Origin of the sequence: Paracoccus sulfuroxidans, assembly GCF_007830335.1 — a bacterium.
GTDB lineage: Bacteria > Pseudomonadota > Alphaproteobacteria > Rhodobacterales > Rhodobacteraceae > Paracoccus > Paracoccus sulfuroxidans.
The window spans coordinates 37,171-63,572 of the sequence record NZ_VLKU01000009.1; the positions used below are offsets into that span (position 1 = coordinate 37,171).

The following is a 26,402-nucleotide window of genomic DNA, read 5'->3' on the forward strand; positions in this document are numbered from 1 at the left end:
GCTCCCTGTTGTGACGCCCGTCCTTTAGCGGCGGGTCAGTTTCAGCTTTGCGCGGACCTCATCGGGGCCAAGGATGCGGCTGCCCATATTGGTCAGGATCGTCGCCGCGCGCTCGACCAGATCGCCGTTGCTGGCCAGAACGCCCTTATCCAGCCAGATATTGTCCTCGAGGCCAACCCGGACGTTCCCGCCCACCAGCGCCGCTTGCGCGACATAGGGCATCTGCATCCGGCCAATCGAGAACATCGAATAGACCCAGCCCGCCGGGATATTGTTGATCATCGCCATCAGGCTGTTCGTGTCATTGGGCGCGCCGTAAGGGATACCCATGCACAGCTGGATCATCACCGGATCGTCGATCAGCCCTTCGTCGACCAGCGTTTTCGCCAGCCACAGATGGCCGGTGTCGAACACCTCGATCTCGGGGCGCACGCCCGCCGCCTGAATACGCTTGGCCATCGCCCGCAGCGTGCCGGGCGTGTTGGTCATCACATAATCGGCTTCGGCAAAGTTCATCGTGCCGCAATCCAGCGTGCAGATTTCCGGCAGCAGTTCCTCGACATGAACCAGACGCTCGGTCGCGCCGACGATATCGGATTGCGGCGACAAAGGCAGCGGCGCCTCGGCCGATCCCAGCACGATGTCGCCCCCCATCCCCGCCGTCAGGTTCAAAATGACGTCGGTATCCGAGGACCTCACCCGCTCGACCACTTCCCGATACAGCGCCGGATCGCGCGAGGGCGCGCCGGTTTCCGGGTCACGCACGTGGACATGCGCAATCGCCGCGCCGGCCTTCGCGGCCTCGATACAGGCATCGGCAATCTGTTTCGGCGTGATCGGCACAAGGTTCGATTTCTTGTGGCTTTGGCCAGAGCCGGTGACGGCGCAGGTGATGAAAACGTCGGGGTTCATCGAATTCTCCAGTGTCGGTGTTACCCTCACGTTACGGTGATTCCGCTGGCGTGATTTGCATTTTTCGCCATATCATTTGCTGATGCAGCCAATTTCGCCCTTCCATCTGACGTTCTTGCTGTTCGAGGGCTTCTCGAACATGGTCCTTGCCAACGCGATCGAGCCTCTGCGCGCGGCCCGTGACCTGTCCGGCCAGCGGCTGTTTTCATGGCAGATTGCGTCGATGGAAGGGGGCAGCGTCCTTAGCTCTTCGCGGCTGACGGTCGGCTCGGATGTGGCGCTGGACCGGGTCGGGGCGACCGATGCGCTGATCGTGGTTTCGGGCTATGGCATCCGCGACCACCTGCGCCGCAAGACGCTGCAAGGGCTTCTGAACAAGGCCCGCGGCCTGCCCCTGATCGGCGGCTTCGACACCGGCGCATGGATGCTGGCCGAGGCGGGTCTTCTGGCCGGTCGCCGCGCCACGATCCACTGGATGGAGACCGAGGCGCTGGCCGAGGCCTTCCCGGAGATCGAGGTCATCGCCGCACCCTATGTCACCGACGGCAACACCGTGACCTGCGGCGGCGCGCAGGGCGTGCTGAACTGGTCCTTGGACCTGATCGGTGCCCATGCCGATGACGCGCTGCGCTATGACGTCGCGAATATGTTCACGCGCACCCATGTCGCGCCGACCGAATCCAGCTCGCCCCGCATGACCGACCGCGCCCTGCCCGCACCGATGATGCGTGCCGTCGTCGCGATGCGCGAAAGCGCCGAAAACCCCGAGCCATTGTCGCGCATCGCCGATCGCGCCGCGCTGACCACCCGCTCGATGGACCGGCTGTTTCACACCCATCTGGGGATGCCCGCCGGTCGCTATTACCGCATCATCCGCCTGTCCCACGCCCGCGCTTTGGCAATCGAGACCAGCCTGCCCTTGGAAGATATCGCCGCCCGCACCGGCTTTGCCTCAGCCGCGACACTCGCCCGTGCCTATCGCGCCCATTTCGGCGAGACCGTGCGGGGCACACGGCGCGGCTAGCTCAGGCCGTTCAGCGCCCCTTCCAGACCGGATCGCGCTTTTCGGCGAAGGCCTTCGCGCCCTCCAGTTGATCCTCGGACCGATAGAGCTTCTCGACCGTCGCGAACTGGCTTTTAGTGATGCGGTTGAGGGCATCTTGAAACTTCATATCCTCGGCCTCGCGCACGATCTCCTTGATCGCAGCAAAGACCAAAGGCGGGCCAGCGGCCAGCTCATCCGCCAGCTTCCGCGCTTCGACCAGCAGTCGGTCAGCAGGCAGGATGCGGTTCACCAGCCCCCAACGCGCGGCTTCCTCGGCATCGATCCAGCGCCCGGTCAGCAGCATCTCCATCGCGATATGATAGGGGATGCGCTTCGGGAGTTTGATCGAGGCCGCGTCGGCGACCGTCCCCGACCGGATCTCGGGCAGCGCGAAAGTCGCGTGCTCGGCGGCAAGGATAATGTCGCAAGACAGCGCCAGTTCCAGCCCGCCGCCACAGCAAATGCCGTTGACCGCAACGATCACCGGCTTGTTCAGGCCGCGCAGTTCCTGCAAGCCGCCAAAGCCGCCGACGCCGTAATCGCCATCGACCTCATCGCCATCCGCCGCGGCCTTCAGGTCCCATCCGGGGCAGAAGAACTTCTCGCCCGCCGCCGTCAGGATCGCGACCCGCAGGTTCGAGTCGTCGCGGAATTGCGTGAAGCCCTCGCCCATGATCCGGCTGGTCGCAAGGTCGATGGCATTGGCCTTGGGCCGGTCCAGCGTGACCTCCAGCACATGGCCGCGCGTTTCGGTTCGGATCGGGTTCATGGCTCTCCCTTTCGGATCAAGGCATCGACGGCAACCGCGCCATCGGGCAAGCAAAGCAGCGGGTTGATTTCAACTTCCGACAGCCCCGGCGTCGCGCGCACATAATCCTGCACGGCCAGAACCTGGGCGACAATCGCATCCAGATCAGCCCCCGGCGCGCCGCGCCAGCCTTGCAAAACCTGCCAGATGCGCAGCCGCGTCAGCGCCTCCCGGATGTCGTCACCGGTCACCGGCAGCAGCAGATTGGTGCTATCCTTCCAGACCTCGGTCATCACGCCCCCCGCGCCAAGGGTCAGCAGATAGCCATGAACCTGATCGCGCGTCACGCCGACCAACAGTTCCGTCACCACGCCACCGATCATCTGCTCGACGAGATAGCTTCGGGCCCCCATCCGCTCCGCCGCCGCAAAGACCTGCTCACCCGAGATCAGGTTCAGCGCAACCGCCCCGGCTTCGGTCTTATGCGCAAACCCCTCGCCCTTCAGAACGACAGGAAAACCCATCGCTTCGGCAGCCTTCGCCGCCTCATTCGCGGTCACGACGCGCTGTGTACGCGGTGTGCACAGCCCGTGCACAGCCAGCGCCGCCTTCGCCTCGCCCTCGGCCAGCGTTTGCAGGCCCTTCGGCTCGCCCCCCGGCGACCACACCCTTTCGCGGTGCACAGGCACCGGCTGCGCCGCCGCGGCAATCGCCGCCAGCGCCTCGGGCATGCCGTTGAAAGGCGTAATCCCGCGCCGCACACAATCCTCGGCAATGTCTTCGGGCATATTCTCGGGCAGGCTCGCGATCAGCCCCAAAGGCACGCCCAGATCCTGCGTATCCTGCAGCGCATCCAGCACGTCCTGCCATTCCTTCGCGGTGCAGCGATCGAGGCGCGGATAGTCCAGAACGACGCAAACCATCGCCAGCGAGGGATCGACGGTCGCCCGGAAAGTGGCGGTCAGTGCCTGCCGGTTTCCCCAGATATAGGTGTGATAATCCAACGGGTTGGAGAGCGCGACCTTCGGCCCCAGCACCTCGCGCAGACCCGCTTTCTGGCGCGTGTTCAGCGCTGGAAACTCGACGCCCGCCGCCAGCCCGCCATCCGCCATCAGGCTCGCCTCACCCCCGGAACAGGAGAGCGACGCAATGCGGTTCGAGGGCAGCCGCCCCGCGACATGCAGCAGTTTCAGCGTCTCAACCATGACCGCAAGACTATCGACCTGAATGACGCCCAGCCGCTTCAACAGCGCCCGTGACGCCGCATCCGATCCAGCTAGCGAGGCCGTGTGCGACACCGTCGCCGCCTGCGCCTGATCCGAAGCCCCAACTTTCAGCGCCACCACCGGCTTGCCGATTTCCAACGCAAATTCAGCCAGTTGCTGGAAATCGTCCAGATCGCCGATCCCCTCGATATGCAGCCCCAATGCCGTGACCCGAGGATCGCGCAGCACCTCCCGCCCGATCTGCGACAGGCTGACCCGCGCCTGATTTCCCGCCGTCACCGCATAGGCAATCGGCAGGCCCCGTCGCTGCATCGTTACATTGATCGCGATGTTTGATGATTGGGTGACAATCGCCACGCCGCTTTCAACCCGCACCATCCCATGCTGATCCGGCCACAGCGCCGCCCCGTCCAAGGCATTGATAATGCCGTAACAATTCGGCCCCAAGAAGGGCATTTCGCCCGCCGCGGCGATCAGCGCATCTTGCAGATCCGCGCCATCATCAAGCTCGGCCGCCGCCTCACGGAACCCGGCGGCAAGGCAGACCGCGCCCCCTGCCCCGATGGTGGACAGCTCGCGCATGACGCTAATCGTCGCCTCGCGATTGACGGCGATATAGGCCGCATCCAGCACGCCGGGCAGCGCCGAAACCGTTGGAAACGCAGGCAATCCCGCCACTTCCGTCTGCGTCGGATGCACCGGCCAGACGTCCCCCTGAAACCCGATCCGGCGACATTCGCGCACGATGTTCTGCGCCCAAAGCCCGCCGCCGATCACCGCAATCGAGCGGGGCCGAAACAGCCGCTCCATCACGCACCCAAGGGGCGGAAGATTTCGCGCCCGATGATGTGGCGCTGGATTTCGGAGGTGCCGTCCCAGATCCGCTCGACCCGAGCGTCGCGCCAGAAGCGCTCGATGGGGAAATCGTCCATCAGCCCCATGCCACCGAAGATTTGCAGCGTCTTGTCGGTCACCCGCGCCAGCATCTCGGTCGCGTAAAGCTTGGCGCTAGCGATCTCGCGGTTCGCAGGCAAGCCTTGGTCCAGCCGCCACGCGCCAGAGAGTGTCAGCCAATCGGCGGCATCGATTTCGGTAATCATATCAGCGACCTGAAAGCTGACGCCCTGAAACTTCGCGATGCTTTGGCCGAACTGCTTGCGCTGCGCCGCATAGTCGACGGCATAGTCAAAGCAGCGGCGCGCCCGTCCGACAGCGAAAGCGGCGACGGTCAGGCGGGTGGCGTAAAGCCAGTCGTTCATCACCTTGAAGCCGCCGTCGACCTCACCCAGCACCTGCGCATCGGACAGGCGGCAATTGTCGAAATAGAGCGTGTAATTCTTGTAGCCCCGATGCGAGACGGAATTGTAGCCATCCCGCACCTCGAACCCCGCAGCACTCCGGTCGACCAGAAAGCAGGTCAGCCGCTTCTTCGCCCCCTGAGGCGTCTCATCGACCCCGGTCGCGACAAAAATGATAAAGAAATCAGCATGCTCCGCACCAGAGATGAAATGCTTCGAGCCGTTGATGACCCAATCGCCCCCGTCCCGCACGGCCTGACATTTCATGCCGCGCACGTCAGAGCCTGCATCCGGCTCGGTCATCGCCAGCGCATCCATGCGCTCACCCCGCACGGCGGGCAACAGATAACGCTCGCGCTGATCCCCCACGCAGGCCATCAGGATATTCTGCGGCCGGCCAAAGAAATGCGTCAGCGCCATCGAGCCGCGCCCCAGTTCCCGCTCAACCAGCGTGAAATCCAGATGCGACAGACCCGCGCCGCCGACCTCCTCGGGGAAATTCGCGGCGTAGAAGCCAAGGTCCAATACCTTGCGCTGGATCTCTTGCCCCAGCTCATGCGGCACCTGCCCCGTGCGCTCGACCAACGCCTCATGCGGATAGATTTCCTTCTCGACGAACTCGCGCACAGTGCGGACGATCATCTCCTGTTCCTGGCTCAACCCGAAATCCATCCGCATTCCTCCCTTGCCGATTCCCTCATGAGGATGAGACAAGACAGCAAAGCTCATCATGCGGATTTGGTCCAAGATCATGCAAAAATGGAAATCCGACGAAAAATCGCGTGAAATTTCGGTGGTGCTGTTCGACCAGTTCTCGAACCATTGCCTGGCCAATGCGATCGAGCCCTTGCGGGCCGCGAATACGCTGTCGCGGAAGACGCTTTATCGCTGGCGCTTTTTCAGTATCGATGGCGCGCCCGTCGTCTCCTCCAGCGGTCTGCCCGTGACACCCGAGGCGGCATTGGCCGCGTCAGGTCCGGGCGATTGCCTGTTCGTCATGCCGAGCTATGATTTCCTGCATCACACGAACCCGCGAAACCTTCGCGCGCTGCGGGCCGCAGCGGGGCGTCACGCCTCGGTCGCGGGCATGGATATGGGGGCCTGGCTTCTGGCTGCGGCGGGACTTCTGGATCAGCGCCGCGCCACGGTTCACTGGGACGAGTTGCAGGCCATGGCCGAGGCCTTCCCCGAGGTCGAGGTCGTCCCCGACCGTTTCGTCATCGATGGCGACCGCCTGACCTGCGGCGGCGTCACGACCACCTTCGATCTGATCCTGCATCTGATCCGCCAGCACCATGGACCCATGCTGGCGCTGGAGGTTGCAGCGCTGTTCATGCATGGCACGCGCCCGTCCGAGCCCGACTGGCTGGCCTCGGATGACCAGATGCTGCACGCCGCCGTCGCGCTGATGCGCCGTAATCTGGAAGCGCCCCTGCCGATGCCCCGGATCGCCACGACGCTGGGGCTGTCGCTGAAAGGGCTGGAGGCCCTGTTCGCCCGCGAGGTCAGCGCGCCCCCGCTAGCCATCTATAAAACGCTGCGCCTGCGCGAGGCGCGGCGTCTGGCCGAGCATTCGAACCAGAGCATTGCCGAGATCGCGACCCGCTGCGGCTACTCTGACCCCGCCGCCATGACCCGCGCCTTCCGGGCCGAGTTCGGCCTGACGCCCAGCCAAAGCCGCCAGACGGCACTGGCCGCGCATCGCCGCTAGCCTCACGACAGCCGATGCCGGAACAGCCATGCGGCCAGCGGCAGCGTCACCGCCGCGACCGCCAGCAAGGGCAGGAAATTCGGTGCGATATCGGTGAAACTCGCGCCCTCCAGATAGACGCGCCGCACCGTGTCGATGCCAAAGCGCAAGGGGTTGGCGTAGGTGGCCCATTGCAGCACCTCAGGCATGTTCCCGACCGGGGTCAGCAATCCCGAAAGCAGCATCAGGGGCATGATCAGCATGAAAGTATAAAGCATCGCCTGCTGCATGCTGAGCGAGACTGCCGAGATCGAGAGCCCAATCCCGACCGAGGCCGTGGTGAAGGTCAAAAGCCCCAGATAGAGCAGCCCGACCGATCCGGCTATGGGGATGCGGAACCAGAACAGGATGATCAGAAAGATGATCGTCGACTGCACGAGGCCGATGAAGATCGAGGGCAGCGCCTTGCCGATCAGGATCTGCAAGGGCGAAAGCGGCGTCACCAGAAGCTGGTCGAAGGTGCCCTGCTCGCGCTCTCGGGCGACCGACAGCGCCGCCAGCATCAAGGTCTGCAGCATGCTGAGCGAGGCGATCATCGCGGGCATCAGATTCCAGCGCGATTCGTAATTCGGGTTGAACCATGCCCTGCGCACCACCTCGACCGGGGGCGCATGGCCAAGATCTGCGTTGTAGCGCGCCACAATCGCGGCGATCTGGCCCCCTGCCGCGCCCGCCGTGGCAGAGTTGCGACCGTCCAGAATGACCTGCATCGGTGCCTCGGTCCCGGCGGCGAGTCTCGCGGCAAAATCGGGCGGGAAGGTGATGACCATCAGCGCCGCGCCACTGTCGATCTGCGCCGCAATCTGGTCGCTGCTCTCCAGCGTGGCAATGCGGCGCAGAACGCCGGTGCCCTCGATCCGCGCGAGGATCTCGCGCGACGGCGCGCTGCGGCTTTGGTCCAGCACGGCAAAGGGCGCGTTCGTCAGATCATAGGTCGCGCCATAGCCAAACAGCAGCGCCTGCATCAGCGCAGGCGCGAACAGCAGCGCGCGGCTGGAGGGGTCTTTCAGAATGGCCAGCATCTCCTTTCGGATCAGCGCCATCAGACGGATGAGCCAGACCCTCATGCCGCTAATCCAGCCGCTTGGCGAGCATCCGCCACGAGAGGTAAATCAGCAGCACTGCGTAAAGCGCCAGAATGGCATTGGCCCGCAGGATCTGCGGCCAGTAATCGCCCGCCATGAACAGCGTCTTGATCAGCCCCATGAAATGGGTCGCGGGCAGGATCTGGCTGACCATCTGGATCACCGGCGGCACGTTTCGCAGATCGAAGACAAAGCCCGACAGCATCATCGCGGGCATGAAGCTGGCCAGCAGCGCCATCTGACTTGCCGCGAACTGGTTGCGCGTCACGCCCGAGATCACCAGCCCCAACGCCAACGACACCAGCAGATACAGCATCGACGACAGGGTGATGATCCACAGCGAGCCGCGCATCGGCACACCGAACAGATAGCGCGCCGCGATCAGGCACATCACCAGATCAATCGCGCCGATGACCAGATAGGGGGCAAGCTTGGCCAGAACCAGTTCCAGCGGGCGCATGGGCGTGACGAAGAGCGCCTCGAGCGTGCCCCGCTCCCACTCCCGCGCGATCAGCAGCGAGGTCAGGAAGGCACCGATCAACGTCATCACCAGAACGATCAGGCCGGGGACCAGAAACCATGTGCTGGTGTTCGCCTCGTTGAACCAGACGCGCTGGACAACCGTGACGCCCGAGGGGGCCGCGCTGCCCTGCCGGTCGGCGATATGGGCCAGCGCCATCTGGATCGCGCCAGTTGCATAGCTTTCGATGGATTGGGCGGTGTTGGAATCGACGCCGTTGAGGATCAGCTGCAGCTGCGCGCCACCGCTGACCACATCGCGGGTAAAATCCGGCGGCACGCGGAGGATCGCATCCGCCCTGCCCACGCGGATCATCCCCTCGGCCTCGACCATCGAGTTGGTCCAGATCGGGTCTAGATAGTCCGAGCCCGCCAGCCCCGCGACGATGCTGGAGGTCGCGGCCGAGCTGTCCTCCATCACCACGGCGATGCGGCCGTTCCGGACATCGAACGAAAGGCCATAGCCGAAGAGCAGCACCAGCACCAAGGGCAGCAGCAACCCAACCACCAGATTGCTGCGATCGCGCAACATCTGGCGGGTTTCCTTGCGGACCAGCGCGACCAGCCGCCGTCTGGAAAAGCCCCCGGCGCTCATGCCGCCACCTGCCCGGCGCGGCGCGCCCGCGCCGCCTCGACAATCGCGATGAAGGCGCTGTTCATGTCCTTCGCGCCCTCAGGCCCGGCCTTTTCGCGCACCTCGCGCGGGGTGCCGATGGCCAGCATCTCGCCCGCGTCCTGAATGGCGATGCGGTCGCAATATTCGGCCTCTTCCATGAAATGGGTGGTGATGATGATGGTCACACCCGTCTGGGCCAGGGCGGTGATCGTGCGCCAGAAGGCGCGGCGGGCCAGCGGGTCGATGCCGCTGGTCGGCTCATCCAGAAACAGGATCTCGGGGCCATGCAAGAGGCCCGTCGCCATGGCGAGACGCTGCTTGTAGCCCGCAGGCAGAAGGCCGCTTTTCGCCGCGGGTTCCAGATCAAACTGCCGGGTCATGGCGGCGATCCGGTCCCGCAGATCCCTGCCCGCAAGCCCGTAGGCCCCGCCGAAGAATTGCAGGTTCTCGCGCACCGTCAGATTGCCATAAAGCGAGAACTTCTGCGCGACATAGCCGATGCGGGCGCGGGCCTGCGCGCGGGCGTGGCGCAGGTTCAGGCCCGCCACCTCCAGCTGGCCGCTGGTCGCGGGCAGAAGGCCGCAGAGCATGCGGAAGGTCGTCGTCTTGCCCGCGCCATTGGGGCCCAGAAGGCCAAAGACCTCGCCCCGCGCGACGTCGAATGAGGTGCTGGCAACGGCGGTGAAATCGCCGAATTTGCGCACCAGATCGCGCACGACGATGACCGGGCCGTCGCCCCTGCGCGCGGGCATGGCAGGCGCTGGCTGGGTTGGAGGCGTGCTGATAGGCTGGCCCTCGCTTTCCCCCCGCAGAAGGATCATGAAGGCGTCCTCCAACTCCTCGGGGCGGGGCTGGACGGCGGCACCGCCCAGCAGATCGGCAAGATCGGCACCCGGCTGCTGGATGAAATGGACGTTGTCGCCCTGCGGCACGGCATCGATGATGAGGTCCGGCGCGTCGATCAGCCGGGCCTGCAACTGCCGTGCGGGCTGACCCGCAGGCGGGGTCGCGGTGAAGGTCAGACCGCTGGCCTTCTGCCGCAAGGTTGCGGGCGGGCCCTGATCCAGCAGCCGTCCCTCGTTCATCACGAAAACCTGCGCGCAGCGCGCAGCCTCATCCAGATAGGCGGTGCTGATGATGACGCTGAGGTGATCCTCATCGACCAGCTGCTGGATGATCTTCCAAAGCTCGCGCCGCGACAGCGGGTCGACCCCGACGCTCGGCTCATCCAGCAGCAGCAGATCGGGTGAGCGGACCAGCGTGCAGGCCAGCCCCAGCTTCTGCTTCATGCCCCCCGACAGCTTGCCTGCAGGCCGCGCGGTGAAGGCAGCAAGGTCGGTCATCTGCAGCATGCGGGCAAAGCGCTGCTGCCGCTCGGCCAGCGGCACGGCATGCAGATCGGCGTAAAGGACAAGGTTCTCCTGAACGCTCAGATCCTCATAAAGGCCGAATTTCTGCGGCATATAGCTGATGCGATCCTGCACCGCCTGCGGGTCGCGGATCACATCAATGCCCAGCACCTGCAGCGCACCCGCATCGGGGCGCAGCAGCCCCGCGATCATGCGGATGAGAGTCGTCTTACCCGCGCCATCGGGTCCGACCAGAGCCGTCAACTCGCCCGACCTGATCTCCAGCGTCAGCCCGTCAACCGCCGTGACCGTGCCCAGATCGCGGTCGTGGAAGCGCTTTTGCAGCGCCTCGGCCCGGACGGTGAGGCCGGTCATGGCGCTATCGAGACCGGCAGGCGCACGGTCACCGGCTGGCCAAGGCGCAGCTGGTCCTGCGGGTCCTCGATGGTCAGTTGCACCTCATAGACAAGGCTGGTGCGCAGATCCTCGGTCTGGACCGATTTCGGCGTGAACTCGGCCACCGAGGAAATATATCCGACCTTGCCGCTGAAGGGCTGGTCCGGCTGGCTGTCGGTCGCAACCTGACCGGTCATCCCCGGTTTGATCCGGCCCAGATCGGCTTCGCGGACATAGACGCGCACCCATTTCGGCTGCGTCAGCGCCAGTGCAAAGACCGGCGCGGCGGGCGTCGCCATATCGCCCGGCTCGCGCAGGCGAGAGCGCACGACGGCATTCTCCGGCGCCCGCAACTCACCCTGAGCGACCTGATATTGCAGCAGTTCCAGCTTGGCCTCGGCGGCCTGCACTTCGGCCTCTGCCGCTGCGATCTGTTCAGGGCGCGACCCGGCCAGCAGCAGGTTCAGCCCGGCGCGGCTTTGATCGACGGCGGCGGCGGCACGCTCGGCCTCGGAGGTGGCCTGATCCAGACTTTGCTGCGTGGCCGCACCGCTGCGCCCGGAAATCAGCTTGGTGATCCTATCCCTTTCCCGCATCGCCTGCGTGGCCGAGGCTTCAGCCGAGGTCAGCATCGCCTGCGCCTGCGCGATCTCTTCGACCCGGGGACCGCGCTTCAACTGCGCCAGATTCTGCCGCTGGGCTTCCAGCGCCGCGGCCTGCGCCTTCGCCTGCAATTCAAGCGCGCGCGTATCCAGCCGGGCGATGACCTGACCGGTGGTGACGGCGTCCCCCTCCTGCACCGCAATCTCGGAGATTCGGCCGCTGCCATCGAAGGCCAGCGCGACCTGTCGGATATCGACATTGCCATAGAGCACCAGATCGCCGCCGTCAGGTCGGTCTTTTTGCTGCCACCAAAACCAAAGCCCGGCAGCCAGAATCGCGATCAGCACAAGCGGCAGAAACTTCTTCATCGCAGGCTCCTCTGCCGTATTTCGCAGATTGGATAGACGTTAGATTGAAATCAATTTAATCTAATGGAAAATATCTGTCGAGTCCCGGATCGTGAGGAGAGGTGATCGCATGGCCAATCTGCCCAAACCCGGGCGCGCGCCCAGATCGGACGGGGTCGCCACGCGGCAGCGGATTCTGGACAGGGCGGGCGAGGCGATTGCCGCGGCAAGCTTTGCCGCGACCTCGAACAAGCAGATCGCCGCTGCCGCCGGGGTGAACCTTGCGACGATCAACCACCATTTCGGCAATCGCGACGGCCTCTATCAGGCCGTGCTGGTCGAGGCGCATCGGCGGCTGATCGACGCCTCGGACCTCGAACTCGTGTTGGCCTCGGGGCAGACGCCCGAGGCCAGGCTGAAAGGGCTGCTGCGGTTTCTGCTGCGCGGCTCGGCCACGGCGCCGCGCTGGCCGCTGAGCGTCCTTGCGCGCGAGATCATGTCGCCCAGCCCTCATCTTCTGGCGCTGCAACAGATGGAGGTTCTGCCCAAGATCAACATGATCCTGCCGATCCTTGGCGAGCTGACGCATCTGCCCCTCGATGACCCGAGGCTTCTGTTGATCGTGCCGATGATCGCCGCGCCCTGCGCGTTGGTCACGATTGCCGGACAGGTCGCCTCGCCACTGACCGACCGCATCGCGACCCTGTCGGAAGAGGACGCCGTCGAGACGATCCTGACTTTGGTTTCCGGCGGCATGGCTGCGATCAGGTCCATGCGCGGCGGCTGACGCAACGGCACAGCGACGGACGGGCAGCCGTGAGTTGTCATTTGTTACAAAAAGGAAAAACTTTGCACCTAATGGTTCAGCCGTTACGGTCGGACCAAGAACACTCATCCGTTTGGCTGAGGAGGACGGCCCGACGTGATGATCATAATCTGACCAACGGAGGATGGCCGATGCGCTACTCACCTATCCTGATCGCGGCTTTTGCACTGTCGCCGCTTGCAGCCGAAGCGAAAACCGAGATTACCTGGTGGCACGCCATGTCGGGTGCAAACAACGAAGTGGTCGAAAAGATCGCCGCCGATTTCAACGCCAGTCAGGAAGAATATGAGGTGAAGCCCGTCTTCAAGGGCACCTACCCCGAGACGCTGAACGCGGGCATCGCCGCCTTCCGCGCAGGCCAGGCCCCCGACATCATGCAGGTCTTCGACGTCGGCACCGGCGTCATGATGGCCGCGCAGGGTGCGGTCAAGCCGGTCGCAGACGTGCTGACCGAGGCTGGCTATACCTTCGACAAAAGCCAGTATCTTCCGGGGATTGTCGGCTATTACTCGACGCCGGACGGGACCATGCTGTCCTTCCCCTATAACTCGTCCTCGCCGATCCTTTACTACAATAAGGACATCTTCCAGAAGGCCGGGCTGGACGTCGACAACCCGCCCAAGACTTGGGCAGAGGTTTGGGCCGCCGCCCGCAAGATCAAGGAAAGCGGGGCTGCGGAATGCGGCTATACCTCGACCTGGCTGACCTGGATCCACACCGAAAACTTCGCCGCCTGGAACAATGTCGCTTGGGGGACGAATGAAAACGGTCTGGCCGGAACGCCGGAACTGCAGATCGACAGCCCGCTTTACGCCAAGCATTTCCAAGAGATCGCCGATCTCGCGAAGGAAGGCGTTTTCGTCTATGGCGGCCGCACGTCGGAAGCCAAGCAGAACTTCACCTCGGGGCAATGCGGTATCCTGACCGAAAGCTCGGGCGGGCTTGGCGATGTCATCAAATCGGGCATCAACTATGGCACCGGCCAGCTGCCCTATGACGAAACCGCCGAGGGCGCACCGCAGAACACGACGCCGGGCGGGGCCTCGCTTTGGGTGATGGCCGGGAAATCGGACGAGGTCTACAAGGGCGTGGGTGAGTTCTTCAACTACCTCTCGCAGACGCCGGTGCAGGAATATCTGCACCAGCAATCGGGCTATCTGCCGGTGACTTTCGCCGCATATGAGGCGACCAAGGCCTCGGGTTTTTATGACAAGAACCCGGGCCGCGAAACGCCGATCCTGCAGATGATGGGCAAGCCCCCGACCGAGAACTCGAAAGGCGTCCGCGCCCCGAACCTGCCGCAACTTCGCGACATCCAGAACGAGGAATATGAGAAGATGCTGGACGGTCAGCAGACCGCTGCCGAGGCGCTGAAGAACGCGCAGGAACGTGGCAATGCCGCGATCAAGGAAGCATCGGGCGGCTAAGGCCTGCATCTGACCATCGCGCTCCCGCATTGCGGGGGCGCCTTCGTTTCAAGGACATTCGATGCGCAGAACGGTTTTCCCGAACAAGCTGCTGCCCTGGCTTTTGCTGGCGCCGCAACTTGCCGTGACGCTGATCTTCTTCTATTGGCCCGCGCTTCAGGCCTTCCGCCAATCCATGCTGAAAGAGGACGCCTTCGGCCTGTCGACGAAATTCGTGGGGCTCGCGAATTTCCGAAAGGTGCTGGCGGACCCCGCCTATCTGAACGCGCTGAAGGTGACGGTCGTCTTCTCGCTGGCGGTGGCGCTGTCGGCCATGGCGATTGCGCTGTTTCTGGCCGTGCAGGTCGAAAAGATCAGGTGCGGCAAGGGGTTTTACCGCACGCTGATGATCTGGCCCTATGCGGTCGCGACCGCGATTGCCGGGATGTTGTGGCTGTTCCTCTTCAACCCCGGTTTCGGCACGCTGGCCGCGCCGATGCGCGCCTTGGGCTTCAACTGGAACCCGCTTCTGAAAGGCGATCAGGCGATGGGACTGGTGATCGCAGCGGCGACGTGGAAACAGATCAGCTATAACTTCCTGTTCTTCGTCGCGGGTCTTCAGGCCATCCCGAAATCGCTGATCGAGGCCGCGGCCATCGACGGCGCCTCGCGCCGCCACGCCTTCTGGACCATCGTCTTCCCGCTGCTGGCGCCGACGACCTTTTTCCTGCTGGTGGTGAACACGGTCTACGCGCTGTTTGACACCTTCGGCATCATCCACGCCGTCACCGGAGGCGGCCCCGGTCGCGCGACCGAGACGCTGGTCTACAAGGTCTATAACGACGGTTTCGTCAATCTGATGATGGGCGAAAGTGCGGCGCAATCGGTGATCTTGATGGTCATCGTTATCGCCCTGACCGCGATCCAGTTCCGCTTCATCGAACGGAGGGTGCATTATGGCTGACAGCCCCCTCGACCCGCGCGGCGGCGCACGGATGCTGGCGCATTTCTGGATGATCATGGGCGTGATCGTGATCGTCTTTCCGATCTATTACGTCCTCATCGCCTCGACCCATACGACGCAGGAAATCCTGCGCCCGCCCTTGCCGTTGACACCGGGCAGCGCGGGGCTCGACAACTACCGAGCGGCCTTCAATGGCGAGATCCGCCAGATCGGCGGGGTCAGTGTCTGGGTTCTGCTGATGAACACCACGATCATGGCGCTTGGCATCGCGGTCGGTAAGATCGTGATCTCGATGATGTCGGCCTATGCCATTGTCTTCTTCCGTTTTCCGCTGCGCGTGGCCTGCTTCTGGCTGATCTTCATCACCCTGATGCTGCCGGTCGAGGTGCGGATCATGCCAACCTATAAGGTCATGGTCACGCTTGGCCTGATCGACAGCTATGCGGGGCTAATCATGCCGCTGATCGCCTCGGCCACGGCAACGCTGCTGTTCCGGCAGTTCTTCATGACCATCCCCGATGAACTGCTGGAGGCCGCGCGGGTTGATGGCGCAGGTCCGTGGCGGTTCTTCCGCGACATCTTGTGGCCCCTGTCGCTGACCAATGTCGCGGCAATCTTCGTAATCCAGTTCATCTATGGCTGGACGCAATATCTGTGGCCGCTTTTGGTCACCAATTCCAACGACATGAACACCATCGTCATCGCGCTGAAGAAGATGATCTCTTTCGCCGATGCCCAAACCCCCTGGAACCTCGTCATGGTGACCTCGGTCCTGGCGATTGCGCCGCCGATCCTCGTTGTGGTGCTGATGCAGCGCTGGTTCGTCAAAGGGCTGGTCGAGACGGAGAAGTAAATGGCCCGCATCATTCTAGACAATCTGCGCAAAAGCTATGCGGGGACCGAGGTCATCCACGGCGTTTCCATGGACATCGCCGATGGCGAATTCGTGGTCATCGTCGGCCCCTCGGGCTGCGGGAAATCCACGCTTCTGCGCATGGTCGCGGGGCTGGAGGCGATCAGCGCGGGCACCATCACCATCGGCGACCGGGTGGTGAACGATCTGGACCCGCGTGAGCGTGACATCGCCATGGTCTTTCAGAACTACGCGCTTTACCCGCATATGACCGTGCGCGAGAATATGGCCTATGGGCTGAAGATCGCGAAGATGGACAAGGCCGAAATCGCCCGCCGCGTCGATGCCGCCGCCAAGATGCTGGAGCTTGGCCCCTATCTGGACCGCAAGCCCCGCGCTCTGTCGGGTGGTCAGCGCCAGCGCGTCGCAATGGGCCGCGCGCTGGTCCGCAACCCGGCGGCGTTTCTGCTGGATGAGCCGCTGTCGAACCTCGACGCCAAGCTGCGCGTCCAGATGCGCTTGCAGATCAAGGACCTGCATCTGAACACCGGCCAGACCTCGCTTTACGTGACCCATGATCAGGTTGAGGCGATGACGCTGGCCGACCGCCTGATCGTGATGAACAAGGGCGTGGCCGAGCAGATTGCAACGCCGATCGAAGTCTATGAGCGTCCCGCGACGGAATTCGTCGCGGGCTTCATCGGCTCGCCCGCGATGAACATCATGACGGTGACGGCCTCGGGGGGTGAGGTCGCGTTTCCGGGCGGCACCCGCATGACCCTGCCCGGCCTTCCCGATGGCGAGCTGCGCCTTGGCATCCGGCCCGAGCATCTGAATCTCGCCCAACCGGATGAGCCGGCGCTGCCGGTCCTTCTGCAATCGGTCGAGCATCTGGGCGCGGACGCCTTTGCTTACGGTGCGCTGCAAGGCGCGGATGCGCTGTTCACCATCCGCCTGCCCGGGAAAACCACGGCTCAACGCGGCGACACCCTGCGCGTCGTGCCGCAGCGCGAATATCTTCACCTCTTCGACCCCGCGACCGGGCGGCGACTGGACTGATCCGGCTGGCGCGCAACGTCTTCCTAGACAGGCAATCTCGCGGGGCCATACCATCCAATGGAATCAGCTCCACATCCGCGCGCTGTGGCAGGCTGATCAAACCGGAGGAGGAAAATTCATGCATAACAAGCTGACGGTCGCCATCGCGGCTGCCATGTGTTCGACGGCGCTGATGGCGGTGCCCTCGCTTGCCGATCAGGCCCGCCCGCAGGTCTGTCTGGTGATGAAATCGCTCGCCAATGAATTCTTCAAGGACATGAGCATCGGAGCCGAGGAATACGCGAAATCCCGCGGCGACTTCGACCTGAAGATGGTCGGCATGCAGTCTGAAACCGATTTCGACGCGCAAGTGAATGCCGTCGACACCTGCATCGCCGAAAAGAAGGACATCATCGTTCTGGCCCCCGCCGACAGCCGCGCCATGGTCGGTCCGGTCAAGCGCGCGGTCGATGCCGGGGTGACGGTCGTGAACTTCGACGTGGCACTGGATGAGGAAGCCAAGAAAGCCGCCGGGCTGGATCTGGCCTTCGTCGGCCCCGACAACGCGGCAGGCGCGAAAGAGGCGGGCGATGCGCTGGCCAAGGCCCTTGGCAATGGGGGCAAGGTGGTGATCCTTGAGGGTAATCCGGGCGCCGACAACGGCATCCAGCGCAAGGCGGGATTTGAGCAGTCGATCAAGGACAACGGTCTGGAACTGCTGGATTCCCGCACCGCCCATTGGGAGACCGAGGAAGCCAACACCGTCTTCACCACCATGCTGACCGCGCATCCCGATCTGCAGGGCGTGATGGCCGCGAATGACTCAATGGCGCTTGGCGTCGTCAAGGCCATCGATGCGGCGGGTATGAGCGGCAAGATCCAGGTCGTGGGTTTCGACAACATCCCCGCCGTCAGCGCGCTGGTGAAAGAGGGCAAGGTGCTGGCGACCGTCGACCAGTTCGGCCGCGATCTGGCCTCGAACGCGATCGACCTTGGCATCAAATCCTTCAAGGACGGCAAGCCGCTGGAAGGCTGGGTCAAGACCCCGATCGAGCTGGTGACCAAAGACAACGTCAAATGAACCCTGACGGCGGGCCCTCGCGGCCCGCCGCTTCCACGCCCCCGAGGTGACGATGACCGACATGGCCCCCGGCGCTCCGATCCTGAGCGTCCGACATATCTCGAAGCAATTCCCCGGCGTGAAGGCGCTGGACGACATCTCGCTGGAGTTCAGACCCGGAGAGATCCACGCGCTGGCAGGGGAAAACGGGGCCGGGAAATCGACCTTCATCAAGGTTCTGGGCGGCATCATCACCCCCGATCAGGGCCAGATGGAGCTTGCGGGCCAGCCCTATGCGCCCTCGGGCCCGAATGACGCGATTGCCCGTGGCGTCCGCGTCGTTCATCAGGAATTCAACCTGCTGCGGCACCTCAGCGTCGCGGAAAACCTGCTGTTCGAGCGCCTGCCCCGCAAGCTGGGCATTCTTGTCGACAAGGCCGAAATGCGGCGACGCGCGCGCGACCTTCTGAACCTCGTCGGCCTGTCGCAGCTCGATCCTTCGACGCCGATCAGCAGCCTTGGCATCGCCCAGCAGCAACTGGTCGAGATCGCCCGCGCCCTATCCGATGACGCCCGCGTCCTGATCCTTGATGAACCGACCGCGACCCTGACCCCGCGCGAAACCGACCGCCTGTTCGAGATCGTCCATCGGCTGAAGGATCAGGGCACCTCGGTCCTGTTCATCTCGCACCATCTGGATGAGATTTTCGCCCATTGCGACCGCGTGACGGTGTTTCGCAACGGCAAACTGGTCGCGACACAAAAAACCGCCGAGATCGATACTGACGGGCTTGTCCGCCAGATGGTCGGGCGCGAGGTGATCCACGCGCCGATTGCCCGCAATGTGGATCGCTCTGCCACCCCTGCCCTGTCAGTCTCGGGCTTTCAGACGGCGATCAACGCCCGCCGTCCCGACATCGCCTTCGACCTCTACCCCGGCGAAATCCTTGGCATCGCGGGCCTTGTCGGCTCGGGCCGCAGCGAGGTTTTGCGCGCGATCTTCGGGGCCGACCGCCCCGCGCGCGGCCGGATCAGCCGCAATGGCCAGCCGGTCGCGATCCAGTCCCCGCGCGACGCACTGCGTCAAGGCATCTGCCTTGTCACCGAGAACCGCAAGGAGGAAGGGCTGATCCTGCCCATGTCCATCGCGGTCAATACGACGCTTGCGACGGTGCGCAATATCTCCTCGGGCGGGCTGCTGGATCGCGGCAAGGAACGCGGCATCGCGGGGCAGATGATGCGCTCGCTCGACACCCGCATGGCCAGCCTGCAGCAGGCGGTGGGCAGCCTCTCGGGCGGCAACCAGCAGAAGGTGGTCCTGGGCAAATGGCTGCTGCGCGACCCGCAAATCCTGATGCTGGACGAACCGACACGCGGCATCGACATCGGGGCCAAGGCGGAAATCTATACGCTGCTGCGGCAGCTGGCCGATCAGGGCGTCGGCATCTTGGTGGTGTCGTCAGAGGTGCCGGAACTGCTGGGCTTGGCCGACCGGGTGCTGGTCATGTCGCGCGGCGTGATCGCGGGAGAGCTTGCCCATCAAGACATGAGTGAAGAGGCCATCTTGCAACTGGCCTATGCCGAATATGCGAAAGAACAGGTGACCCGTGGCTAAAACCGACATGACCGAAATGACCGCGAAACGCTCACCCATGGCCGCGATCTCGGGCGTGATGCGCAATGCGGGAATCGCCGTGGCGCTGGTCCTGCTGATATTGGTCTTCAGCCTGACGACGACGACGTTCCTGACGCCGCTGAACCTGACCAATATCATGGTCCAGATCACGCTGAACATCATTCTGGCCGCAGGCATGACCTTCGTCATCCTGATCGGCGGGATCGACCTGTCCGTCGGCTCGGTCATGGCGCTGGCGGGCGTGGTGGGTGCCACTTTCGTCAGCAACCCCGAGCTTCCGACATGGCTCGCGATCCTTGGGATGATCGTCGCCTCCTGCGGGGTCGGCGCGATTGCGGGGACGATCAACGGGCTCATCTCGGCCTGGTGGGCGATCCCGTCCTTCATCGTGACCTTGGGCATGCTGAACATGGCCCGAGGCGGCGCGCTGCAATTCACGCAAGCGAACACCGTTTATATCGCCAACCCCGCCATCACCAAATTCGGCACGGCGACCGTCGCGGGCATCCCGGTCCTGTTCCTTGTCGCCGTCGCGATCATCATTCTGGGCTGGTTCGTTCTGAACAAGACCGTGTTCGGGCGGATGCTCTATGCCATCGGCAACAATGAAGAGGCCGTGCGTCTGGCCGGTCACAACACGCTGTTCTACAAGACCGCCGCCTTCGCGATCTGCGGACTTGGCGCGGGCATCGCCGCGATCATGTATATGGCCCGCCTGACCAGCGCGAGCCCGATCATGGGCAACGGGTATGAGCTGAACGCCATCGCCGCCGTCATCATCGGGGGCACCAGCCTTGCAGGCGGGCGCGGCTCGATGATCGGGACGCTGCTGGGCGCGGCGGTGATCGGGGTCTTGGGCAACGGGCTCATCCTGATCGGCGCCAGCGATTTCGTCCGCCAGATCATCACCGGCGCGGTCATCATTCTGGCGGTCATCCTTGATGCCGTGCAGGGGCGGCTGGCGGCCAAGCGCAAAGGCGCGTGAGGGTCAGCGGGCGGTGATCACCGCCCGCTGACTGCGTTCCCCTCAGGACAGGACCAGCGGCTTTCCCGCCGTCAGACCCGACACCGCCCGCACGATCGAGGCCGTGTCGATGCCGAAATGGCGGTAGAGGTCGTCGATGGTCCCGGTCTGGCCGAAATGCTCGACCCCCAGCGGAATGGTCTGATGCCCGGCAACCGAGCCCAGCCATGAGAGCGTCGTCGGATAGCCGTCGATCACCGTCACGATCCGGCAATGACGCGGCAGTGACTCAAGCAGGCGCTCGACCTGACTTTTCGCGTCCACCTGCCCGTGCCATCTGGCCCGCTGCGCCGCCGACCAACCGGCATGCAGCCGGTCCGCCGAAGTCACCGCAAGCACGCCGACATCGCGCCGACCCTGGGCGATCAGGCCCGCCGCCGCGATTGCCTCGGGCGCAACCGCGCCCTGATAGGCGATCACCACATCGCAGTTCGGGCCGGGTTCGCGCAGCCAGTAGCCGCCGTCGATGACGCCCTGCGCCAGCCTGTCCTTCGGCAGCGCCGCCTGCTCGATGGGCCGGGTGGTCAGGCGCAGATAGACCGAGCCGCCCTTGGCATCTCGCAGCCAGGTGCGGGGGTCGATCTCGGCCTCGCCATCGCGCTGCATATAGTCGAAGGCCCATTCCATGATGATGGCCAGTTCCTCGGCGAAGGCGGGCTCGAAGGCCGCCAGCCCGTCCTGCGCCATGCCGATCAGCGGGGTCGAGATCGACTGATGCGCGCCCCCCTCCGGTGCCAGCGTTATCCCCGAGGGCGTGCCCACGATCATGAAGCGCGCATCCTGATAGCAGGCATAGTTCAGCGCATCGAGACCGCGACAGACGAAGGGATCATAGACCGTGCCGATGGGCAGCAGGCGCTTGCCGAACAGCGAATGCGACAGGCCCGCGGCGGCCAGTTGCAGAAACAGGTTCATCTCGGCAATGCCAAGCTCGATATGCTGTCCCTCGGGCGCAAAGTCCCATTTCGCGGTCGAGGGGATGTTCTCGGCCCGGAACAGATCCTTGCGCGCCTCGCGCGCCCACAGCTTGCGGCGGTTGACCCAGGCCCCCAGCCCGGTCGTGCCGGTCACATCGGGGGACATGGTCACGATCCGCTCGGCCAGCGGGGTCTGCAAGCGCGACAGATCGTCAAGGATGCGCCCGAAGGTGGCCTGCGTCGAGGTCGCGCGATCCTGCGCCGCCGCGATGGCCGGAACGTCAAGGCGGTCGTCGACGAAGCGACGCGGGCCGCTGGTGAAGAAGGGCACCTGCCGCAGGAAGGTGCGCAGATCGGCGGGATCGGCGACCCCGGCCAGCGGCTCCCACTCCTGCCCCTCGGGCACGCCCATATGCTGCTGCCAACCGGCCATCTGCGCCTTGGTCATCAGCCCGCCGTGGTTGTCCTTATGGCCCGCAATCGGCGTGCCCCAGCCCTTGACCGTATAAGCCAGGAAGCAGACGGGACGGTCATGGTCGACGGCGGCGAAGGTCTGCGCCATGGTCTCGACACAGTTGCCGCCCAGATTTTCCATCAGCTCGGCCAATTCGGCATCGCTGCGCCGCTCGATCAGCGCGGTGACCTCGCCCTGATCGCCCAGATCATCCATCAGGCGCTTGCGCCAGACCGCCCCGCCCGAGAAGGTCAGCGCGGAATAAAGCTGGTTCGGGCAATCGTCGATCCATTGGCGCAGCCGCTCTCCGCCCGGCTCGGCGAAGGCCGCCCGCTGCAGGACGCCGTATTTCACCCGCACGACATCCCAGCCGAAGGCGTCGAACAGGCGCTCGATCCGCGACCACAGGCCCTCGCGCACCACGCCGTCCAGCGACTGACGGTTATAGTCGATCACCCACCAGACATTGCGCAGATCGTGCTTCCAGCCTTCCTGCAGGCATTCATGGACGTTGCCCTCATCGACCTCGGCATCGCCCATCAGCGCGATCATGCGCCCCTGCTTCAGGTCCGAGCCCCAGCTTTTATCGCTGATGTAATCCTGCACGATCGAGGCGAACGAGGTCACCGCCACCCCCAGCCCCACCGAGCCGGTCGAGAAGTCGACGTCATCCACATCCTTGGTCCGGCTGGGATAGCTTTGCACCCCGCCATAGCCGCGGAAATTCTTCATCCGCTCCAGATCCAGATTGCCCATCAGATATTGCATCGCATGGAAAATCGGCCCGGCATGCGGCTTCACCGCCACCCGATCCTCGGGGCGCAATTCCGAGAAATAAAGCGCGGTCATGATCGACACCATCGAGGCCGAGGACGCCTGATGCCCGCCGATCTTGATGCCATCGCTTTTGTCACGCAGATGGTTGGCGTTGTGGATCATCCAATGTGACAGCCACAGCAACCGGCTTTCGATGGTCTTGAGATGAGATTTTGTCACAGTGCGCGTCCTCCGATTCTGGGCATGACCAGAATATGACAAGCTTCGCGCGATTTCCGTGCTATTTCGGTGCCAACCATGATCAGATTTAGCGAAATCCCCTGCCAATGAAAAAATCCTTGCCGGAAACCGTCACGCTGGATGAGTTCGATATCCGCATCCTCAGAATTCTGCGCGATGAGGCCCGCATCGCCGTGCAGGACCTCAGCGAGCGGATCGGCCTTTCGCCGACGCCAGTGGCGCGCCGCATCCGCAATCTGGAAGCCTCAGGCATCATCACCGGCTATGCCGCGATGATCGACGAGGCGGCGCTTGGCTATTCGGTGACGGTCTTCGTTTCGGTGAAGCTTGACCGGCAGGTCGATCAGGCGCTGGCCGATTTCGAGAATGCGATCCGCGATTGCCCCGAGGTGGTCGATTGCTGGCTGATGACCGGCAACCGCGACTATCTGCTGCGCGTGGTCACCGATGGGCTGGCCGGGTTCGAAGAGTTTCTGACCGGGCGCCTGACCCGCCTGCCCGCCGTTTCCAGCATCGAAAGCTCGATCCCGCTCCGGCGCGTCAAGGCCGGGATCAGCCGGCAGCCCTGAGAGGCTGCGCGCCCGCACCCCGAACGGGCGGGCGCGCCTTCGATGTTACAGAATGGCGGTCGGGATGATCTCGACCAGAATGCGCGGATCTGCCATTTCCACGACGCCACAGGCGCGGGTCGGCGCGCCATCGGCATTGATCCATTGATCCCAGACGGCATTCATCGCAGCGTAATCATCCATCGACTTCAGCCAGATCTGGGCCGAGACCATCTTGGTCTTGTCGCTGCCATTTTCGGTCAGAAGCGTCTCGATCCGCGCCAGCGTCTGCCGGGTCTGTTCGGTGATATCGGCGGACAAATCATCCGCGACCTGACCGCCCATGAAAATGGTGCCATTGGCGATGATCGCGCGCGAGCGGCGGCCATTGTTGTCGATATGCTTCATTTTCTGGGTTCCTTCATTGGCATAAGCATCGGTCGTGAAATGAATTCCGGCGGTTCGAAGGCGCGCACAGGCGGCAGCGGCTGGGTATAAGGCGCGACCTCGACGAGGCACGAGTGCGCGGACGGCCCCTGCCCCAGTTTCGAGGTGCCGCGATCCGCCGTCAGCACATTGGGGTTGCCGTGACGCTCCAGCGGTTGGGGCGCGTCCCCCTCTTCCGGGTCGAACCATGCGCCGGTCGGAAGCTGCACCACACCCGGCAGCAGGTCCGAGGACAGGCGCACGGCGGCAAGGCAGGCCCCGCGATCATTGAAGACCCGCACCACCGTAGCGTCCGCGATGCCCCGCGCCTCGGCGTCGCTTGGATGCATGCGCAGCACCTCGCGCCCGTGCAGTTTCGCCGCCCGCGACTGGCCCACCAGATCATATTGGCTGTGCAGCCGCGTCGCGGGCTGGTTCGACATCAGGTGCAGCGGATACTTCCCCGCTGCCCCCAGCCATTCGCGGGGCGCGATCCATACCGGATGGCCGGGGCAGTCGTCATAGCCGAAGCCTGCGACGGTTTCGGAATAAAGCTCGATCCGGCCCGAGGGTGTCGACAGCGCATGGGCCTGCGGATCGGCGCGGAAATCGGCCAAAAGGTCGATCTGATCCTCCAGCGCTGGCGCGTCCAGAACCACTGGCCCGCCGCGCCAGAAACTGTCGAAATCGGGCAGGTCCAGCCCGTTCGCCGCTGCGCGCTGCCGACCTCTGCCATAAAGATGGCGCAGCCAATCCTCGGTGCTGCGCGAACGGGTGAACTCATCCTCGACGCCCAGTCGCTGCGCCAGCCCCGAGAAGACGGCGTAATCGTCCCGCGCCTCGCCCGCCGGATCGGCCACGCGATGGGACGCCGTGACGAAACGGTCACGCGAGGAAAAGGCGATGTCGTCACGTTCCAGCACCGTCGTCACCGGAAAGACGATATCGGCGTGCCGGGCCAGCGGGTTCCACCAGCTTTCATGGACGATCACCGCCTCGGGGCGCTGCCATGCGCGGCGCAGGCGGTTCAGGTCCTGATGATGGTGGAAGGGGTTGCCGCCCGCCCAATAGATCATCTTCAGATCGGGATAGATCCGGTCCATGCCGTTGAACTGATAGGGCTCCCCCGGATGCAGCAGCGCATCCGCGATGCGGGCGACCGGGATGTAATCCGTCACCGGATTAACGAGTTGCGGCATGGCAGGAAAGCTCAGGTCCGGGGTCGGATTGCCGATCCCGTTGGCCGAGGCATAGCCATAGCCGAAGCCCCCGCCCGGCAGGCCGATCTGCCCCAGCATCGAGGCCAGCGCCGCCGCCATCCAATAGGGCTGCTCACCATGATCGGCGCGTTGCAGCGACCACGCGACCATGATGAAGCTGCGGGTCGCGGCCAGGAGGCGGGCCAGTTCGCGGATACGGTCGGCAGGGACGCCAGTGATCGGCGCGGCCCAGTCAGGCGTCTTCGCGATGCTGTCAGCAGCCCCGGTGATATAGGCCTCCAGCCGGTCGAACCCATGGGTGTGGCTCGCCAGAAAATCGCGGTCGGCCAGGTCTTCGGCCAGCAGCACATGCGCCATGCCCAGCATCAGGGCCGTATCGGTGCCGGGCCGGATGGGCAGCCAGTCCGCGCCCTCGGCATCGTCCCGGATGGGTGAGGCCGAGATCAGACGCGCCCCCCGCGCCCGCAAGGCGGCAAGGTTCTCGGTCAGGATATGGCGCGCGATGCCGCCGGAACTGACCTGCGCGTTCTTCCAGGGCACGCCCCCCAGCATCAGCAGCGTCTGGGTATGGGCGGCGATGCGCGGCCATGTGCTGTGGCCTGAGACCAGCCCCCGGTCGTCCCCCAGAATATGCGGCACGATCATCGCGGCCGCCGCGAAACTGTAGTTCTGGACCGAGCGCGTATAGCCGCCCGCCGCGTTCAGAAAACGATGGATCTGGCTTTGCGCATGGTGGAACCGCCCGGCCGAGGCCCAACCGTAGGAGCCGCCATAGATCGCCTGATTGCCGTGCTCACTGCGAATGCGCGCGATCTCGGCTGCGGCCAGATCCAGCGCCTCATCCCAGGGCAGCTCGACGAAGGGCTCATGCCCGCGACCCGCGCCATCCGTCGCGACCCGCCCCGCCTCGCGTGCGGCAAGGAACGAGGCGCGGACCGAGGGGCGCAGAATGCGCGCGGGCGCGGTCAGCGCCTCGATCATGCCGTCGGACAGCGGCGAGGGGTCCGGGTCGATCTCGATCGGGCGAAGCTCGGCAATCCGGTCCCCTTCCAGGCGGGCGTGGTAGGTGCCCCAATGGGTCGCGACGGTCGGCTGTTCGGGTCTGGGCAGCATCGGTTT

General features: G+C 64.3%; 22 protein-coding genes. 11 read left to right on the forward strand and 11 right to left on the reverse strand.

The window, feature by feature from the left end; all coding sequences use genetic code 11:
• Nucleotides 1–24 precede the first annotated feature (24 nt).
• Complete coding sequence (locus tag IQ24_RS14455; RefSeq protein ID WP_145398995.1) at nt 25–912, reverse strand: beta-keto acid cleavage family enzyme; 888 nt, start codon at nt 910–912, stop codon at nt 25–27.
• Nucleotides 913–994: 82 nt separating this feature from the next.
• On the opposite strand from IQ24_RS14455, the gene IQ24_RS14460 reads away from it, so the two are divergent.
• A complete protein-coding gene (locus tag IQ24_RS14460) occupies nt 995–1,936 on the forward strand; it encodes a GlxA family transcriptional regulator (RefSeq protein WP_145398996.1) in 942 nt (313 codons plus the stop codon).
• Nucleotides 1,937–1,946: 10 nt separating this feature from the next.
• Here the strand turns inward: IQ24_RS14460 and IQ24_RS14465 are convergent, their stop codons facing one another.
• Genes IQ24_RS14465 through IQ24_RS14475 form a run of 3 tightly spaced genes read right to left on the reverse strand, consistent with a single transcriptional unit; the run spans nt 1,947 to nt 5,901 of the window.
• On the reverse strand, nt 1,947–2,726 hold the full coding sequence (locus IQ24_RS14465; protein ID WP_145398997.1) for a carnitinyl-CoA dehydratase: 780 nt from the start codon (nt 2,724–2,726) through the stop codon (nt 1,947–1,949).
• Complete coding sequence (locus IQ24_RS14470; protein ID WP_145398998.1) at nt 2,723–4,741, reverse strand: acetate--CoA ligase family protein; 2,019 nt, start codon at nt 4,739–4,741, stop codon at nt 2,723–2,725. Before IQ24_RS14470 ends, IQ24_RS14465 begins: the two co-directional genes overlap by 4 nt.
• Nucleotides 4,741–5,901 (reverse strand): acyl-CoA dehydrogenase family protein, encoded by a 1,161-nt coding sequence (locus tag IQ24_RS14475; RefSeq protein ID WP_145398999.1) that lies wholly within the window; start codon nt 5,899–5,901, stop codon nt 4,741–4,743. The genes IQ24_RS14470 and IQ24_RS14475 overlap by 1 nt, the downstream gene beginning before the upstream one ends.
• A 79-nt stretch (nt 5,902–5,980) precedes the next feature.
• Between IQ24_RS14475 and IQ24_RS14480 the strand changes: the two genes are divergently transcribed.
• Nucleotides 5,981–6,940 carry a GlxA family transcriptional regulator gene (locus IQ24_RS14480; protein ID WP_145399130.1) on the forward strand — a complete coding sequence of 320 codons (960 nt, stop codon included), beginning with the start codon at nt 5,981–5,983 and terminating at the stop codon, nt 6,938–6,940.
• A 2-nt stretch (nt 6,941–6,942) separates the two neighbouring features.
• Here IQ24_RS14480 and IQ24_RS14485 read toward each other — a convergent pair whose 3' ends face one another.
• Genes IQ24_RS14485 through IQ24_RS14500 form a run of 4 tightly spaced genes read right to left on the reverse strand, consistent with a single transcriptional unit; the run spans nt 6,943 to nt 11,915 of the window.
• The gene (locus IQ24_RS14485; protein WP_145399000.1) at nt 6,943–8,046 is read right to left on the reverse strand and encodes an ABC transporter permease; all 1,104 of its coding nucleotides are present in this window, start codon (nt 8,044–8,046) and stop codon (nt 6,943–6,945) included.
• A gap of 4 nt (nt 8,047–8,050) precedes the next feature.
• Nucleotides 8,051–9,178, reverse strand: coding sequence for an ABC transporter permease (locus IQ24_RS14490; RefSeq protein WP_145399001.1), 1,128 nt, complete (start codon nt 9,176–9,178; stop codon nt 8,051–8,053).
• Nucleotides 9,175–10,923 carry an ATP-binding cassette domain-containing protein gene (locus IQ24_RS14495; protein ID WP_145399002.1) on the reverse strand — a complete coding sequence of 583 codons (1,749 nt, stop codon included), beginning with the start codon at nt 10,921–10,923 and terminating at the stop codon, nt 9,175–9,177. The genes IQ24_RS14490 and IQ24_RS14495 overlap by 4 nt, the downstream gene beginning before the upstream one ends.
• Complete coding sequence (locus IQ24_RS14500) at nt 10,920–11,915, reverse strand: HlyD family secretion protein (protein WP_145399003.1); 996 nt, start codon at nt 11,913–11,915, stop codon at nt 10,920–10,922. The genes IQ24_RS14495 and IQ24_RS14500 overlap by 4 nt, the downstream gene beginning before the upstream one ends.
• A gap of 109 nt (nt 11,916–12,024) precedes the next feature.
• Here IQ24_RS14500 and IQ24_RS14505 point away from each other — a divergent pair, with 109 nt between their 5' ends.
• From IQ24_RS14505 to IQ24_RS14540, 8 genes are all read left to right on the forward strand, one after another.
• Complete coding sequence (locus IQ24_RS14505; protein ID WP_145399004.1) at nt 12,025–12,681, forward strand: TetR/AcrR family transcriptional regulator; 657 nt, start codon at nt 12,025–12,027, stop codon at nt 12,679–12,681.
• 170 nt (nt 12,682–12,851) lie between these two features.
• Nucleotides 12,852–14,147: a sn-glycerol-3-phosphate ABC transporter substrate-binding protein UgpB gene (ugpB, locus tag IQ24_RS14510; protein WP_145399005.1), complete on the forward strand. Its 1,296-nt coding sequence runs from the start codon at nt 12,852–12,854 to the stop codon at nt 14,145–14,147.
• A 61-nt stretch (nt 14,148–14,208) separates the two neighbouring features.
• Complete coding sequence (gene ugpA / locus IQ24_RS14515; RefSeq protein ID WP_145399006.1) at nt 14,209–15,090, forward strand: sn-glycerol-3-phosphate ABC transporter permease UgpA; 882 nt, start codon at nt 14,209–14,211, stop codon at nt 15,088–15,090.
• Complete coding sequence (gene ugpE, locus IQ24_RS14520; RefSeq protein ID WP_145399007.1) at nt 15,083–15,943, forward strand: sn-glycerol-3-phosphate ABC transporter permease UgpE; 861 nt, start codon at nt 15,083–15,085, stop codon at nt 15,941–15,943. Before ugpA ends, ugpE begins: the two co-directional genes overlap by 8 nt.
• On the forward strand, nt 15,944–17,002 hold the full coding sequence (locus IQ24_RS14525; protein WP_145399008.1) for a sn-glycerol-3-phosphate import ATP-binding protein UgpC: 1,059 nt from the start codon (nt 15,944–15,946) through the stop codon (nt 17,000–17,002).
• 118 nt (nt 17,003–17,120) lie between these two features.
• A complete protein-coding gene (locus tag IQ24_RS14530; protein ID WP_145399009.1) occupies nt 17,121–18,062 on the forward strand; it encodes a sugar ABC transporter substrate-binding protein in 942 nt (313 codons plus the stop codon).
• A 52-nt stretch (nt 18,063–18,114) separates the two neighbouring features.
• Nucleotides 18,115–19,656: a sugar ABC transporter ATP-binding protein gene (locus tag IQ24_RS14535; protein ID WP_145399010.1), complete on the forward strand. Its 1,542-nt coding sequence runs from the start codon at nt 18,115–18,117 to the stop codon at nt 19,654–19,656.
• Nucleotides 19,649–20,662, forward strand: coding sequence for an ABC transporter permease (locus tag IQ24_RS14540; protein WP_242008210.1), 1,014 nt, complete (start codon nt 19,649–19,651; stop codon nt 20,660–20,662). The genes IQ24_RS14535 and IQ24_RS14540 overlap by 8 nt, the downstream gene beginning before the upstream one ends.
• A gap of 42 nt (nt 20,663–20,704) precedes the next feature.
• Here IQ24_RS14540 and IQ24_RS14545 read toward each other — a convergent pair whose 3' ends face one another.
• Nucleotides 20,705–23,011, reverse strand: coding sequence for a transketolase-like TK C-terminal-containing protein (locus tag IQ24_RS14545; protein ID WP_145399132.1), 2,307 nt, complete (start codon nt 23,009–23,011; stop codon nt 20,705–20,707).
• A 176-nt stretch (nt 23,012–23,187) separates the two neighbouring features.
• Here IQ24_RS14545 and IQ24_RS14550 point away from each other — a divergent pair, with 176 nt between their 5' ends.
• Nucleotides 23,188–23,658: an Lrp/AsnC family transcriptional regulator gene (locus tag IQ24_RS14550; protein WP_422386280.1), complete on the forward strand. Its 471-nt coding sequence runs from the start codon at nt 23,188–23,190 to the stop codon at nt 23,656–23,658.
• A gap of 45 nt (nt 23,659–23,703) precedes the next feature.
• On the opposite strand, the gene IQ24_RS14555 is transcribed toward IQ24_RS14550, so the two are convergent.
• Together IQ24_RS14555 and IQ24_RS14560 are read right to left on the reverse strand one after the other, a co-directional pair.
• Entirely contained in the window at nt 23,704–24,045 is a 342-nt protein-coding gene (locus tag IQ24_RS14555) for a RidA family protein (protein ID WP_145399012.1), read from the reverse strand.
• Nucleotides 24,042–26,396: a molybdopterin-dependent oxidoreductase gene (locus IQ24_RS14560; protein ID WP_145399013.1), complete on the reverse strand. Its 2,355-nt coding sequence runs from the start codon at nt 26,394–26,396 to the stop codon at nt 24,042–24,044. Before IQ24_RS14560 ends, IQ24_RS14555 begins: the two co-directional genes overlap by 4 nt.
• Nucleotides 26,397–26,402 lie beyond the last annotated feature (6 nt).

What these genes read in the sequence shown, in the direction of transcription:
- IQ24_RS14455 (WP_145398995.1), bottom strand. Translation starts at nt 912, where the DNA reads ATGAACCCCGACGTTTTCATCACCTGCGCCGTCACCGGCTCTGGCCAA.
- IQ24_RS14460 (WP_145398996.1), top strand. Translation starts at nt 995, where the DNA reads ATGCAGCCAATTTCGCCCTTCCATCTGACGTTCTTGCTGTTCGAGGGC.
- IQ24_RS14465 (WP_145398997.1), bottom strand. Translation starts at nt 2,726, where the DNA reads ATGAACCCGATCCGAACCGAAACGCGCGGCCATGTGCTGGAGGTCACG.
- IQ24_RS14470 (WP_145398998.1), bottom strand. Translation starts at nt 4,741, where the DNA reads ATGGAGCGGCTGTTTCGGCCCCGCTCGATTGCGGTGATCGGCGGCGGG.
- IQ24_RS14475 (WP_145398999.1), bottom strand. Translation starts at nt 5,901, where the DNA reads ATGGATTTCGGGTTGAGCCAGGAACAGGAGATGATCGTCCGCACTGTG.
- IQ24_RS14480 (WP_145399130.1), top strand. Translation starts at nt 5,981, where the DNA reads ATGCAAAAATGGAAATCCGACGAAAAATCGCGTGAAATTTCGGTGGTG.
- IQ24_RS14485 (WP_145399000.1), bottom strand. Translation starts at nt 8,046, where the DNA reads ATGAGGGTCTGGCTCATCCGTCTGATGGCGCTGATCCGAAAGGAGATG.
- IQ24_RS14490 (WP_145399001.1), bottom strand. Translation starts at nt 9,178, where the DNA reads ATGAGCGCCGGGGGCTTTTCCAGACGGCGGCTGGTCGCGCTGGTCCGC.
- IQ24_RS14495 (WP_145399002.1), bottom strand. Translation starts at nt 10,923, where the DNA reads ATGACCGGCCTCACCGTCCGGGCCGAGGCGCTGCAAAAGCGCTTCCAC.
- IQ24_RS14500 (WP_145399003.1), bottom strand. Translation starts at nt 11,915, where the DNA reads ATGAAGAAGTTTCTGCCGCTTGTGCTGATCGCGATTCTGGCTGCCGGG.
- IQ24_RS14505 (WP_145399004.1), top strand. Translation starts at nt 12,025, where the DNA reads ATGGCCAATCTGCCCAAACCCGGGCGCGCGCCCAGATCGGACGGGGTC.
- ugpB (WP_145399005.1), top strand. Translation starts at nt 12,852, where the DNA reads ATGCGCTACTCACCTATCCTGATCGCGGCTTTTGCACTGTCGCCGCTT.
- ugpA (WP_145399006.1), top strand. Translation starts at nt 14,209, where the DNA reads ATGCGCAGAACGGTTTTCCCGAACAAGCTGCTGCCCTGGCTTTTGCTG.
- ugpE (WP_145399007.1), top strand. Translation starts at nt 15,083, where the DNA reads ATGGCTGACAGCCCCCTCGACCCGCGCGGCGGCGCACGGATGCTGGCG.
- IQ24_RS14525 (WP_145399008.1), top strand. Translation starts at nt 15,944, where the DNA reads ATGGCCCGCATCATTCTAGACAATCTGCGCAAAAGCTATGCGGGGACC.
- IQ24_RS14530 (WP_145399009.1), top strand. Translation starts at nt 17,121, where the DNA reads ATGCATAACAAGCTGACGGTCGCCATCGCGGCTGCCATGTGTTCGACG.
- IQ24_RS14535 (WP_145399010.1), top strand. Translation starts at nt 18,115, where the DNA reads ATGACCGACATGGCCCCCGGCGCTCCGATCCTGAGCGTCCGACATATC.
- IQ24_RS14545 (WP_145399132.1), bottom strand. Translation starts at nt 23,011, where the DNA reads ATGATCCACAACGCCAACCATCTGCGTGACAAAAGCGATGGCATCAAG.
- IQ24_RS14555 (WP_145399012.1), bottom strand. Translation starts at nt 24,045, where the DNA reads ATGAAGCATATCGACAACAATGGCCGCCGCTCGCGCGCGATCATCGCC.
- IQ24_RS14560 (WP_145399013.1), bottom strand. Translation starts at nt 26,396, where the DNA reads ATGCTGCCCAGACCCGAACAGCCGACCGTCGCGACCCATTGGGGCACC.